At 60.4% G+C, this 13139-nt stretch carries 11 protein-coding genes; all 11 read right to left on the bottom strand.

The annotated features are described in order from the left end of the window. Positions 1–43: 43 nt before the first annotated feature. Positions 44–913, bottom strand: coding sequence for an AraC family transcriptional regulator (locus AC3WL8_RS24435; protein WP_492379008.1), 870 nt, complete (start codon positions 911–913; stop codon positions 44–46). A 256-nt stretch (positions 914–1169) separates the two neighbouring features. Further along, positions 1170–1385: a hypothetical protein gene (locus AC3WL8_RS24430; RefSeq protein ID WP_492379007.1), complete on the bottom strand. Its 216-nt coding sequence runs from the start codon at positions 1383–1385 to the stop codon at positions 1170–1172. Then, positions 1382–2971, bottom strand: coding sequence for a phytoene desaturase family protein (locus tag AC3WL8_RS24425; RefSeq protein WP_492379006.1), 1590 nt, complete (start codon positions 2969–2971; stop codon positions 1382–1384). Before AC3WL8_RS24425 ends, AC3WL8_RS24430 begins: the two co-directional genes overlap by 4 nt. A gap of 109 nt (positions 2972–3080) precedes the next feature. Next, the gene (locus AC3WL8_RS24420) at positions 3081–3857 is read right to left on the bottom strand and encodes an SDR family oxidoreductase (protein ID WP_492379005.1); all 777 of its coding nucleotides are present in this window, start codon (positions 3855–3857) and stop codon (positions 3081–3083) included. A gap of 431 nt (positions 3858–4288) precedes the next feature. Continuing rightward, a complete protein-coding gene (locus tag AC3WL8_RS24415; protein ID WP_492379004.1) occupies positions 4289–6709 on the bottom strand; it encodes an efflux RND transporter permease subunit in 2421 nt (806 codons plus the stop codon). Next, entirely contained in the window at positions 6706–7818 is a 1113-nt protein-coding gene (locus AC3WL8_RS24410; protein WP_492379003.1) for a WD40/YVTN/BNR-like repeat-containing protein, read from the bottom strand. The genes AC3WL8_RS24415 and AC3WL8_RS24410 overlap by 4 nt, the downstream gene beginning before the upstream one ends. Before the next feature lie 93 nt (positions 7819–7911). After that, positions 7912–8664, bottom strand: coding sequence for an SDR family NAD(P)-dependent oxidoreductase (locus AC3WL8_RS24405; protein ID WP_492379002.1), 753 nt, complete (start codon positions 8662–8664; stop codon positions 7912–7914). 30 nt (positions 8665–8694) lie between these two features. Beyond that, positions 8695–9471, bottom strand: coding sequence for a glucose 1-dehydrogenase (locus AC3WL8_RS24400; RefSeq protein ID WP_492379001.1), 777 nt, complete (start codon positions 9469–9471; stop codon positions 8695–8697). A 52-nt stretch (positions 9472–9523) separates the two neighbouring features. Beyond that, a complete protein-coding gene (locus AC3WL8_RS24395) occupies positions 9524–10825 on the bottom strand; it encodes a DUF1329 domain-containing protein (RefSeq protein ID WP_492379000.1) in 1302 nt (433 codons plus the stop codon). Between the two features lie 110 nt (positions 10826–10935). Continuing rightward, on the bottom strand, positions 10936–12627 hold the full coding sequence (locus tag AC3WL8_RS24390) for a DUF1302 domain-containing protein (RefSeq protein WP_492378999.1): 1692 nt from the start codon (positions 12625–12627) through the stop codon (positions 10936–10938). Positions 12628–12735: 108 nt separating this feature from the next. Continuing rightward, complete coding sequence (locus AC3WL8_RS24385) at positions 12736–13098, bottom strand: nuclear transport factor 2 family protein (protein WP_492378998.1); 363 nt, start codon at positions 13096–13098, stop codon at positions 12736–12738. Between the last annotated feature and the right edge of the window lie 41 nt (positions 13099–13139).

The following is a 13139-nucleotide window of genomic DNA, read 5'->3' as shown; positions in this document are numbered from 1 at the left end:
TTATGCCCGCCATTATGGCCGGCTCAGGCCCCTGCTTTTCCACTTAGCCGACTGTCCGAATTTCCGCCGCCACCTCTATCGACACCGCGGCGAAGCTCGGACTCGTCAGAGCTTTCTCGGCACGGGTCAGCCGTTCAAGCCTGACCCATTCCGAGAATGTTGTGCCTGCTTCGGAAAAAAGGCGGTGGAGATAGCGAGGCGTAATGCCCAGAGCTTGGGCAACTGTCGTTGGATTGAAATCCGGTTCCAACAGCGCATCGCGCATGAAGTCTTCGATGTGTCTGAACAGCACCTTCTGATGCTGGGTCCCGGTGCGGGGCGTCGCATCCAACGACCTAAAGCATACCCCTACCAGATCTAGCGTTGCCCGGAGCACGCCGAGGCGGTCACGTGGTGAAATTTGATCAAACGATTCATGCATCGCTTCTATATGCGATTTCAACAGTGCGCCGCCTCCCAACTCCAACCCAAGTTTCCGCCCCGTCAAGTCATCTATATCCCCAATGTGCTGGCTGACGAGCGGGCGGGGAAAGAGCATTGTCTTACATTTGACGGCCTCAAGTGAGCTCAGATCACCCGGTCGCTTGCCATCCCACAAGAACAGTTCATTGGACTGCAGAGACAACTCGCGACCACGCTGCCCGAAAACCATTGAACCCTCTGTGAAAAGCGTCAATCCAATGACACCCAAATCGCGCCTGTTGATGTCAACCGCGCGACGGCTCGCATGAATCGGATCGTGCTCGACCTCCGCGAACACAACATCGCCGTATTCGCATAGCTTCAGACTCGCGCGATATCCCGGCTGACCGGTCGCCGAGCGAAGGTCCCATCTGAGATGACACCTGCTTAGCGCGGCAGAGAACTCCCTGCAGTCAACAAAATCGGCCCGAGCAGCCAAGCGTTGGTCCATGTCTCACTCCTAGCACAGCAGATCCATACGCCTATAGGCTAAAGGAGCGACCGTCAGAAATCAACGCACTCGCCGATTTCGGATGCACAAGCATGTATTGTCTACTCCTTGAGCGATTTCAGTCCGTTCGACTACGCAGCGACCCTGACAACGGGCAATGGCAGGACGCCGCATGCAACAGTCGGGGGAGGCGAGTAACTCGGGCAAAAGGACACACGCCTTGCCTCTTGCCCAGTCCAAGTTGCGCGATGTCCCCTTATGGCTTCCTTCGTCCAAACACCAGCGCTTTGATCACAAAGGCGATAGCCTTCCAGTTCAGGAGTGATAAGGCGGCACGCGCCTCCTCGGGGCGCAAGACCGCAACCAATGGCATCGTGCCGTAGATCTTTCCTCGAATGAGCAAGCCTTGGCCGTCGCGCTCGATCGTGCTCACCTGGATCATCTCCTGCTTATCGGGGCCATAGAGCTTCATACCGGGGCACCCGCAACAGTATCGAACGCGATCTCCATGTCCCCCAGCATCCGAATGGCCGTTGCACGCCCCGCGCCATTGACGCCGCCGCCCGGATGCATGAATGGACCGACTAGGTAAAGCCCTTCAATGCCCGGCACCGTGTATTGCCCCAGGTCCGCTGTCGGTCGATGGCCAACGCTTTGGAAGAAGTTGGGAGCCGCGCCATGGATGTCACCTTCCATGAAGCTTGGGCTCCACCGCTCCATATCGAGCGGGCTTTCGATATGCCGAGCCAGGATATTTTCCGGGGTCAGATTAATCGTGAATTTTCGCAGATACTCAAGGTTCATATCCGCAACGGTCTCCTTGTACTCGTCCCAATACGACGGATCACGGCCGGCCAGGGAATACGGGACCAGGGCGGTGTTGTACATGATCCCCTTCCCCTGCGGCACGCGCGTCCTATCGCGAACACTGGGATCCACCCCCATCGTGAGCGGGTACTTCGGCAGACGGCCTCGCTTGATATTGTCGATGTCGCTTAGTGCTTCTTCGACGGTTTCCCACATCATGCACTCGGAAATGACGGCCTGATCGAATTCCGGGCCGGCTTTATAGCGCAATGGCTCGTTCAGCGCGTAGCTCGTGTTGATCGTGGCGAGCTTCGACAACAGCACCCTCTTGCCGCGTGTCGCCACTGCCGGATCAAGACCATCGATCATCTTGGAAAGGTTATGCGGATGGATCGCGCCGATCATCCCTTGCCGTGCTTCGTAGCGCTGCCCGTCACTCATTTCCACGCCGGTCGCGCGACCATCTTTCATCACGACCTTGCGGACCGCCTGATTCAGGCGCACTTCTCCGCCAAAGTGAGTAATACACTTGATCAGCGAATCCGTTAGCATTCCGCTGCCACCGATGGGTTGCCGAATGCCGTACCTGTGGACCAGTCCAGGCCACAGGAAGAATGTGGCGCCGGCCCCCAATTCGTCCCAGAAAATCAGGTTCTCGGACATCAGTCGAAGCAGGTGCATCTTGACCTTGTCGTTCTCAAACCAGTCATTGCAGATGTCCAGGGGGGTGCGCTGCAACATTTGCATGATGTCCCGTCCTTCACTGCTTTGATCCATCATGCCGACGAATGCTGCCATCGGCGGCGGCGGCGAATAGAGGGAGGACAGGAACAGCGGAAGCGCCGCCAGACTAGCTTGCGCGAAGCGTCGATAGCTTTCGGCATCTTTCTCCGAGACGGTAGCAATAGACTGCGCCGTCCGATCAACATCCTTATAAGTAAACAGCGTCGTGCCATCGCCGAATACGGTTGCGTGCGGCACAGGGCAGTCGTCATACTTCAGGCCAAACTTGGATTGCAACCCCAACTCATCCTGAAGGATCATCGGGTTCGCAAGGACCATGATATGTGCCATCGAATGCATGTCGTGACGAAAGCCTGGGAGCGTCGCTTCCCGGGTCACTACGCCGCCACCTGGATGTGCGTTGCGCTCGAGTACCAGGACCTTTTTTCCGGCCTTAGCCATATATGCTGCAGCAACCAACCCATTGTGGCCGGCTCCGATAGCGATCACATCGTATGCACTAGTCATGATTGTTGTCTCCATTAATTATTGGTCAAGTTGAAGGATTCGAGGCAAAAGACGCGGACACGTTCCGCTCTTTCTGGGCAATGCCTTTGCGGGATACCTTGCGGATTTGTTATTGCGCTACATAGCCGCCGTCGGCCACGATCGAGGTGCCTACCACGTAGGATGCGGCGTCCGAAAGGAGCCACGTGGCAGTCTGGGCAATCTCATCCGGCCGGGCGAATCGGCCGATCGGATGGGCCTTGCGAATGCTTTCAAATACTTGGGAAACGTTCGGATGAGATGTCAGCCGCTCAATCATTGGCGTCAACGTTACACCGGGGAGCAGTGCGTTGACGCGAATCCCATGCTGCGCGTAATCGACGGCCGCGGCCTTGGTGAGCCCTACGACGCCATGCTTGGCAGAGATATACTCAGCGCCATCAGGAATTGCGACGATGCCGAGGTTGGAAGCGGTATTGACAATCGCCCCGCCACCGGCCTTGAGCATCGCCGGAATCTGATACTTCATACACAAGAAGACACCAGTCAGATCGATGCTCAACACCCGTTGCCACTCATCCAGGGAAATGTCATGCAACGGCTTGTGGCACATCTCAACGCCAGCATTATTGAAAGCGCCATCGAGACGGCCGAATGTCTCCACCGTCAGCTCAATCGAGCCTTTGACGGAGTGTTCGTCAGACACGTCTGTCCGGACAAAGATGGCTTCACCGCCCGCCCTGGCAATCAACCGGATCGTTTCTGCGCCGCCTGTTTCATCCATATCCGCAACCGCGACCTTGGCACCTTCGCTGGCAAAGCGCAGCGCTGCCGAACGCCCGATGCCGTTAGCTGCGCCGGTTGCAATCACCACCCGGCCGTGCAGCATTCCTCCACCCGTTTTCATGTCTTGTCTCCATATATTTCCTTTGGGTGGAAGGATCATAGCCAGTGCGAGATGCGCAGGCTTGTATCAGAAGGAACGATTGCTTGAATACGGTTAGCGTGCCGCTTTCGGGGCCGCGTTGGATACTCGGGAAGGGCCTCTAAGGTAAGCCCATTTGGAATCAAACGCGGATTCGTAGGCTCTTTCCGGGAAAGGCGATGTGAACTTGCTGGTCGGGGAAGAATGCGGCACGCGGGACCACCGCTCAGAATGCGGTCTAGTTTTGGCGGCTCCAGGCTGCCCATACGCGGTGGCCTCGGGGGGCCTGGTCATCCATGCAACTGGGGCGATCACCATGTGATCGCCCCAGTTTCTGCGTCCTGGCATCTTGCAGCTTGGGACAAATCCGCGACGACTCGGACGCCCCATGCACCCACTGCAAGCAATCTCACTTACCCGCCACACACTCCCCCTCGGGCAAGCACTGCGGGGACCGATGCCCGTGGCAGGACGAAATATGCCAAGGCAGGTAGCAGCACGAGAGCGCCCAGCATGTTCCACAGGAACATGAAGGCTAGCAGGATGCCCATGTCCGCCTGGAACTTGATGGGAGAGAAGGCCCACGCCCCAACCCCCAGCGCCAGTGTCACCCCGGTCAGCATCACCACCTTGCCAGTGAAGACGAGCGCGCGGAAGTACGCGTCGGACAAGGTGGCGCCCCGTCGCAACTGGTCGAGGACGATGGTCAGCACATAGAGCGCGTAATCGACGCCAATCCCCACGCCAAGGGCGATCACTGGCAAGGTCGCCACCTTGATGCCCATGCCCAGGCCGACCATCAGCGCTTCAGCCAGGATCGACGTCAGCACCAGCGGCAGGACAGCGCAAAGCACGGCCGCCCAGGAGCGGAAGGTGACAAAGCACAGCAGGACCACGGCGCCATACACCCAGAACAGCATCTCACGGCTCGCCTGCCGGACGACGATATTGGTAGCCGCTTCGATGCCTGCATTACCCGCCGCCAGGAAGAACTTGACCGTCCCGGTATCGTTGCGGGCAGCGAAGGCCTCCACTTTCTGCACCACACCAGCCAGGGTCTCGGCCTTGTGGTCGTGCAAGTACACAAACATCGACAGCAGGTTGCAGCCCTGGTTGAACATCTCGCGCGGCGTGCGATTGGCGACCGTGTTGAGCGTGGCCTGGTTCGGTACCAGTTCGTACCATTTGGGATTGCCTTCGTTCATGCCCGCGACGATGCGCCGGCTCAGCAGCGGCAGGGAGTTGATGCCTTCCACGCCGGCCACGTCCTGCAGTTCCCACGCGAGCGCATCGACCTGGGCCTGTGTTTCATAGCGCGTGCAGAGGCCATCAGGGGTTTCGACCATGACGACCAGGACATCGCTGCTCGCCGCGTAGGCCTTCCGCATAAAAGCATCGTCCCGGTTGTACCGCGATTCGCTGCGCAGTTCCGGCGCGCCGGGGTCCAGATCACCCACTTTTAGCTTGAGGCTCACCATGAAGCCGGCGGCGCCCATGGCGACCGCCGCTAGTATTGCCAGCGTGGCCCATTTGCGCGTGGTGAAGGCGTCCAGCGTGCGCCATAGCACGTGCTTGTCGGCCCCGCTCCGCGCCGCATGTTCGCTGCTCAGGCTGCGGGCGGCAGCGCGCGCACTGACCCCAGTGAAACTCAGCAACACCGGCAGCAGAATCAGGTTCGTAAAAATCAGCACCGCCACACCCAAGCTGGCGGCGATCGCCAGTTCCTGGATCACGCGGATCTTGATCACCAGCAGTACAGCAAAGCCCACCGCGTCGCACAATAGCGCCGTCAGGCCCGCCAGGAACAGGCGCCGGAACGTCATGCGCGCCGCCACCTGCTTTTGCATGCCGCGGCCAACGTCCTGCATGATGCCGTTCATTTTCTGGGCGCCGTGGCTGATGCCGATGGCGAATACCAGGAACGGCACGAGGATCGAGTAGGGATCCAGTTCGTATCCCAGCGTCGGCAACAGGCCGAGTTGCCAGACCACAGCCGCCAGCGAACTGATGACGACCAGTGCCGTGCTTCTCACGCACCGGGTGTACCAATAGACCGCGCCGGCAGCAATCAGCACGGTCAGCGCGAAGAACACCAGCACGACCCGCAGCCCCTCAATCAGGTCGCCCACGACCTTGGCAAAGCCGGTGATATGCAGTTCGACATCCTGGCCCGCATAGCTGGCGCGGACGCGCTCAAGCTGGTCGGAGAACTGCTTGTAGTCGAGCGGCTTGCCGGTCTCTGGATTCCGGTCCAGCAGCGGAACGAAGATGATGCTGGACCGATAGTCTGATGCCACCAACTGACCGGTTTCGCCGGAACGCTCGACATTGGTCCGGATTTGCTCGATGCTCTGCGCCGAACGATCATAGTCATCGGGAATCACTGGACCACCGTCCAGACCCTCTTCCGTCACGCCGAGCCAACGCGTGTTGGACGTCCACAGCGACTTCATGAAGGGCCGGTCGACCCCCGGAATCAGGAAGATTTCGTCGTTGATCTTCCTGAGTGTCTCGAGGTATCGCGCATCAAAGATCGTGCCATGCCCGGCCGCCACCGCGATGCGGACGGCGTTGCCCATCCCTTTCAGGTCGTCCTTGTGCTGGAGATACTTGCCGATATAGGGATGTCCCGTCGGGATCATCTTTTCGAAATCGGCATTCAGCCTCAGCCTGGTTGCCTGGAATCCAAGCAGCAGCGTAACCAGCAGGCACGCCACTAGCACCGCCATCCGATGGTTGAAGAACGCCCGCTCGACGAGCGATCCCGAACGCGGGTCGAATTCCTGCAGGCTGCCGGAAGCCGGCCGCACCTCGCTAATCTCTTCAGTCTTCATTGCCCCTCCCGTTTCGCCATGGCGGGCCTAAACCTGACCACGCCGCGCTGGCCGACCATGATGACTTCGCCATTCGCGGCCTGTGCGATGCCAGCCAGCGGCGTCGTCTGGCTCAGGGAAGCCGCCCCAAAATGGGCACCCTGATCGCTGCTAAGCAGCAATCGACCGGACTGGTCCACCAGAGCCAGGCGCCCGTCCCTTAGCCACGTGCCCGCAGCGAGTGATGCATTCGAAGTCACGTCAACCTTTTGCCAGCTCACGCCCCGGTCCCGCGAGCGATAGGCATTGCCACGCATGCCAAATGCAACCAATTCCCCGCCAGGCCGCGTGACCAACCCGAAATAGCTGCCGTTATACGGCGTGGTCAGCGGTACAAACGTGTCGCCACCATCCGCGGAGTGGAAGACGCAACCCTGTTCACCCACGATATACAGATCCGGGCCGGCGCCCCCGATCGCATAGAGGTGCAGGCCCTTGGGGTTGTCAATGCGCGAGTCCATCGATTGCCAGGACTTGCCACCGTCGTCCGTGCGGAAGATCAGGTTGTAGGCGCCGACGACAAAGCCGGTGTTCGCGTTGACGAAATGCAGGTCAAGAAAGGGCTTGTCCGGTCCCTCGGCCACCAACCGTTGCGCGTCTTCGAGTTCGCGGGCAAGCGCCCTCGGGTCACCTTGGTTGCGCCGCATCCTTGCCTCGGCCCGTTCCAGCAGCATGCTGGCGGCTTGTCGGCCGTCAAGCTGCTTTGTCCAGGTTTCACCGCCGTCCCGCGTATGCAGCACGGTCCCTCCGTGGCCAACCGCCCAGCCTTCGCTGGCCGTCACGAAGCGCACTGCCGTCAGCGTGACACTCACAGGCACCTGCGCCTGACGCCAGGCGGCGCCATTATCGTCCGATAGCAGCACGATGCCGCGTTCGCCGACGGCTACAAGCCTTGAGCCGGCATTCGCGATCGCCACCAGCACCGCGCCGCGGGCATGCGCCGAACCTTGTGCCGGCCGGTCGAGCGGCCCTGGCATCGCCCCGGCCGCCCCTGCTGCCGTCAGCAATGCGACGCTGATCACTACCGCACTTAATGCCGGTTTCCACCGCATCTTCTTTTTATCCACCATGTCTCCTCCCGGGGAACGGCAAGAGAAAATCCCGCCGCGGTCTCTCCGCTTGCGCTCCCCTACGATGTCGCTGTATATCGAGGCCGCCGTCGATCACCACGCCGTGGTGCCACCATCAATGGCGAAGTCCGCTCCCGTGACCCATTTCGCCTCATCACTGGCCAGGTAGAGCGCGCAGTAGGCAATGTCTTCCGGCGTGCCGACCTGGCCGTCGAGCATCAGCTTGCGCCTCATCGGCGCAAACCATTCAGGGTTGTCGATCAGGGCCGCGGTCGCGCCGGTGCGGACCAGTCCCGGGGAAATGCTGTTCGCGCGTATGCCATGCTTGCCCCCTTCCATGGCCAACTGGCGCGTCATGGCAATCACGCCACCTTTGCCGGCGGCATGCGCCAGGGCGGGCAGCACTTCATAGGCAATCTTTCCCGAGGTGGAACCACAGTTGATGATCGACCCGCCACGCTTCGCCAGGAACGGCCATGCTGCCTTGCAGGCATTGAAGACAATATCCAACTCGCCCTTCATAGTGGCCGTCCACATCTCGTGGGTCATCGCTTCAATCGGCGCAAAGTGGACGGCCGCGGCGTTGTTGTAGAGGACATCGATAGTCCCGAAGGCGGAGACCGCGAGTTCGACCAGGGCCTGGGCTTCGGCCGGCTCGGACGGGTCGCACGGGTGCAGCGAGACCGCTTCGCCTCCCTGTGCCTGAATGGCCGCGACCGTCTCGCGGCAAGCCGCTTCATTGACGTCGCAACCAACCACTTTCGCCCCTTCGGCAGCAAACAATAGCGCGGCAGCACGTCCCATACCACTGCCAATGCCGGTAATAATGGCTACCTTGTCTTTCAATCTGTTTGGCACAATCGCTCCTCAAGGCATTCAGTGGCTCAGGAATCCGCCGTCGCAGGCCATCGCCGCTCCGGTCACGAAGGAGGCGCGGTCCGAGCACAACCACGCCGCAGCCTCGGCCGGCTCACCGGGTCGGGCGAAGCGTCCGATGGGATGTGCCTGCTTGAGGACGTCCAACAACTGCGGGTTTTCCTTGAACATGCGGTCCATCATCATCGGCGTCTCCACGACGCCCGGCATCAGGGCGTTCACGCGGATGCCCTTCGCGGCATAATCGAGGGCAGCCGTCTGGGTTAGGCCGATGACGCCATGCTTGGATGCGACGTAGGCAGGCATGCTCCATGCGCCCACCTGTCCCAGCCCGGAGGCGGTATTTACGATAGCGCCCTTGCCGGCGGCGAGCATCGCGGGAATCTCGAAGCGCAGGCAGTTCCATGCGCCCTTGAGGTTGATGCGGATGACTCGGTCCCATTCGGCTTCGTCATAGTCCGCCGTCGGCGCAAGCTGGCCTTCGATGCCTGCGTTATTGAAGGCCACTGTCAGCTTCCCGAACTTCTCCACCGTCACGGCCACAAGTTTGCGTACATGCTCGCCATTGGCGACATCGGTGGGCACGAAGATCGCTTCGCCACCGGCACGAATGACTTGTTGCGCGGCTTCCTCGCCTCCGGCAACGTCCATGTCGGCCAGCACCAGCCGAGCGCCTTCCCGGGCGAACACCTGCGCCGCGGCGCGGCCGATGCCCCCGGCGGCGCCCGTAATAATTGCCACCTCGTCCTGCAGCAGTGCTGCGGTCCGTGCGTCCATGATCTCCTCCTGAAATAGTTTCGGGGGGCCGACATCGACCCCTCCGCAATGCTTAGCGTACGCCCTCACCCGACATGGCTTCCGGCGTGAAGTAGCTTGCCGAAATACGGTCAAGCATCTTGAAGTGGTAGGAGTAGGACGGGTTCGTCCAGTTTGTTGCGCCCGTAGCCGCCCAGCCGCCAGTCTGCAGATTGTGGGTAGACCACTGCAGGTTCGGGAACACGAACGGACCCTCCATCACGACAAAGGGCAGGGCCAACTGGGTGCGCCACAATTGCCCTTGCGCGTCCCAGCCGTCGGCCAGGATCGCGCCCCAAGTGTCTTCGTCGAGGTAGTAGCGACGCTTAGGAACGACATGTCGCTTGCCCGGCGCCAGGTCCGCTTCCACTACCCAGACGCGGTGCAACTCCCAGCGCACTGAGTCGGGATTGACGTGATGTGGCAACAGCTGTTGCTCGAGCGTGACGTCTTTCTGGAAGAACTTGTTGTTGTTGTACGGGATATAGATTTCCTTCTTGCCGACGAGCTTCCAGTTGTAGCGATCCAGGTCGCCCAGGAAGATATAGGCTTCGTCGTAGTATTCCTGCCCGGAATTCACATCGTTGGGCGTGTCATAGCCCAGCGTCGGAGCCTTGCGCACGCGCCGCTGCCCCACCAGGTATTGCCACGCCTGGCGCGGCTTGTTGACCGAATCAATCAGAACGAATTGCTCGCCGGACTTGATCGGCGGGTCGGTCATCCAGACGCGCAACTGCTGGCTCTCGCCCTTGAAGTTCTCGACGCTTCCACCTTTTTCGTAGTACGGATACTGGGTCTTGTTGTAGCCCCGCGTCGAAAGAACCAGCTTTCCGTCCGGGGTGCCCACGTAGTTGTTGAAGGCATAGCCCGTGGTTTCGCCCAGCCACATAAGCTTATGATTCCACATGGCCTCGAAACCATCCTTCGGAATCGGGAACGGAATGCCGCCATATGCGCCCTCGAGCCAGACGCCGCCCTGCGTGCTCTTTGCCCGCGTTGCGTTTTTGAAGGTGTTGTCATAGACCCATTGCGGTGCTGCTGCCGTGCGATGGGTGGGATATACATCCAGCCGGTAGCTGTCCGGGTACTTCTTCAACAGCGCCTTGACCCCGTCGGTTAGTTTGTCGGCGTACTGGTCCATGTTTTTCGCGGTAATGGAGAAGCGGGGCTTCTCATTCGCAAACGGGTCCGGACGCGGATTGCCGCTCTTATATCCCGACGGCACCTTGGTGTACCCGCCATCCCAGGCCGGGATCGTGCCGTCCTTGTTGCCGGCCTTTTCGGCGCCGAAGGGTGTCAGCGTGCTCTTGAGCGCTGCTGCTTCTTCCGGCGTCACCGCGGCCGGCGCATGGGAAGCGAAAGTCGCCAAGCCGCAAATGGCCGCGCATAGAACAGAATGTCTCGCTTTCATTTCTGGTGTCTCCTGATTGCCTTGGTCTGTGTTTGTCAGAATGAACGTTGTACGGAAAGTGAAACGAAATCGCGGTCTTTCAGCGACTGGCCGTAGGAATAGGCCTGGACGGCCGCGTTCGCCGGCGCCACGGTGGTCGCCTGTCCGCCAAAGTAATGGGTGTAATTCAGGCTGAATTTCCAGGTTTTAAGGTAATCACCGTTCACGCCGATACTGAGGTCACCACCGTGGTACACGCTGAAACCGGGATTGATCACTGACGACTTGCCGAACAATCCGTAACCGATGCCGATCGGCACCGAAAGGTCCAGTCCGTCGAGTACCTGGTAGTAAGACGGCTGGAAGATCATGCGCACTGCCGCGGCATCGCGGGTGGCGTTCGGATCCAGCGCCCCGGCGTTCCTGGCGATTCCCAGGCGCCGATTCCACGCCACCTCACCGATGAAGCTACCGCCCTCCCAGAATGGCGTTTGGCCGAGCAGCGCAATCCAGGAAAGCTGGGCATGAGCCGTGTCGCCGACCGGGTAGAGCGCGTTGTTCCGGTTGTCTGCAGTCATGCCCGGCAGTACCGTAACGGCGCCCGCCCGTGCCACCAGCGGCATGTTGTGCCGGACCGAGAACTCGCCGGCCACATTCGTCTCCCCGACCGACGTACTAAAGCTGATGCCGACGGCCTTGATCGCTTCCGGGTAGACCAACTGGTAGGTCGCCGGCGTGAAGGCCGGGCTCAGGTTGGCGTAGACGACGGGGTCTTTGGCGTTGTACTGGACAGCGTACAGGCCGAATTCGCTATCCAGGCCTTCCGGGCGGTAGCGCAGCTGCAGCCCGCCCTGTCCTGAGTTTCGGGCCTTGATGTCGGCGCCGCGCGTGAAGGCCGCTCCGGGTCCCGCCAGGATGCGCTCACCGCCGTCATCGAGCAGATCGACGCTGGAGAAATAGCTTCCGGCGGCGGGCAGCCGGTTCTTTTCCCAGTGGAACTGGTAATACGCGCCGACAGCGACGTTGGGCCGCAGCTGGATCTGGCCGGACACCTGAGGCACCGGGCGAATCAGTTCCTTGAACTGCGTGCCGGGTACCGCCAGCAACTTGACGATGTCGATCGGGGACTGGCCGCCGGCGATGCCGTTATTGCCGAAGAACAGGCTTTCACCATAGAGCACGCTGTGCTGGCCAATGCGCAGCGTTGCCGGCATGTCCCCAAGGTCCGCCTTGCCGAACGCAAAAGCATCCAGCAGCTCCGCCTTGCGCCCGTGAAGCCTGCTGGTGGCCCCAGTAAACTCGTTGTACGGCACCGAGGTGGCGTTGGCGGTAAATGGAGAATCGTTATCGTTCTTGCGGTTGTAGACGCTGTCGTACCACGCTGCCCCGCTCAGGCGCATCCCCACGTTCCTGAGCGACAGGTCAAACTCTGACAGCAGGTCCACCCGATTCGAAATCAGGCCCCTGCTGAAGTTGCGGTCCCCGTCATCCTGGTTGGCATCCGCCACCAGCGCGTCAGATCGCTCCTTCACGCGCCAGGCCGTGCTGTACTTCAGCGTATTGTCCCAGCGTATGCGGAGATCTTCACTGCTCGTCTGGATCTCGAAGGCACTCGCCGTCGGTGCGCTCAGTGCGGCCAGCGCGATCGTCACAGCGGACGCCAACGCGCGGCGCGGAGAATGCCGCTCCTGCATCCGACGCGGCACACCAGACTTGCGCCTGGCGAGGAAATTCTGCTCGTACTGCATTCTGTCTCCCCAAATTTTCTTGTTCTATTTGAGTTCGGTGACTGTTGATCACCGTATGGCAGCAGTGCTGGCTTGTACGCCAGCCGGTTGGCCCAACTCGGCCACCTCTCAGCCAGGCGAGAAGACGGGCGCCATGTCGATATAGATGCGCCAGTCGCTGACACGCCCGTCGCGAAGCCTGATGATCGTCACGCACGGGACCGAGACCTCTTCGTTGTCCGTTCGCGTATAGCGCACCATGAACTCGAAGATTGTGTGACCCTGACTCTCGAAGATGTTGCGGGTGGTGTGCTTCAGACCGTTGATCGAACTCCAGAACGCGGCCAGCTTGTCGCGCACCGCGTTTTTGCCGACCACCGGCGGATGGTTGGCCACTGTGAATGTGATGTCGTCGGTAACCAGGTTAAGGAATGCCTCGAGCTGCCGGTTATCGATGATTCCGAACAGTTCGTCATACCAGGAATTTTTCATGTCTCTGCTCCACTCTCTGTGATTGCCTGCACGCTCTGCTG

The organism is Cupriavidus sp. FW305-F7 (genome assembly GCF_058782875.1).
This window is presented reverse-complemented; position numbering and strand designations above follow the sequence as displayed.

What these genes read in the sequence shown, in the direction of transcription:
- AC3WL8_RS24435 (WP_492379008.1), bottom strand. Translation starts at nt 913, where the DNA reads ATGGACCAACGCTTGGCTGCTCGGGCCGATTTTGTTGACTGCAGGGAG.
- AC3WL8_RS24430 (WP_492379007.1), bottom strand. Translation starts at nt 1,385, where the DNA reads ATGAAGCTCTATGGCCCCGATAAGCAGGAGATGATCCAGGTGAGCACG.
- AC3WL8_RS24425 (WP_492379006.1), bottom strand. Translation starts at nt 2,971, where the DNA reads ATGACTAGTGCATACGATGTGATCGCTATCGGAGCCGGCCACAATGGG.
- AC3WL8_RS24420 (WP_492379005.1), bottom strand. Translation starts at nt 3,857, where the DNA reads ATGAAAACGGGTGGAGGAATGCTGCACGGCCGGGTGGTGATTGCAACC.
- AC3WL8_RS24415 (WP_492379004.1), bottom strand. Translation starts at nt 6,709, where the DNA reads ATGAAGACTGAAGAGATTAGCGAGGTGCGGCCGGCTTCCGGCAGCCTG.
- AC3WL8_RS24410 (WP_492379003.1), bottom strand. Translation starts at nt 7,818, where the DNA reads ATGGTGGATAAAAAGAAGATGCGGTGGAAACCGGCATTAAGTGCGGTA.
- AC3WL8_RS24400 (WP_492379001.1), bottom strand. Translation starts at nt 9,471, where the DNA reads ATGGACGCACGGACCGCAGCACTGCTGCAGGACGAGGTGGCAATTATT.
- AC3WL8_RS24390 (WP_492378999.1), bottom strand. Translation starts at nt 12,627, where the DNA reads ATGCAGTACGAGCAGAATTTCCTCGCCAGGCGCAAGTCTGGTGTGCCG.
- AC3WL8_RS24385 (WP_492378998.1), bottom strand. Translation starts at nt 13,098, where the DNA reads ATGAAAAATTCCTGGTATGACGAACTGTTCGGAATCATCGATAACCGG.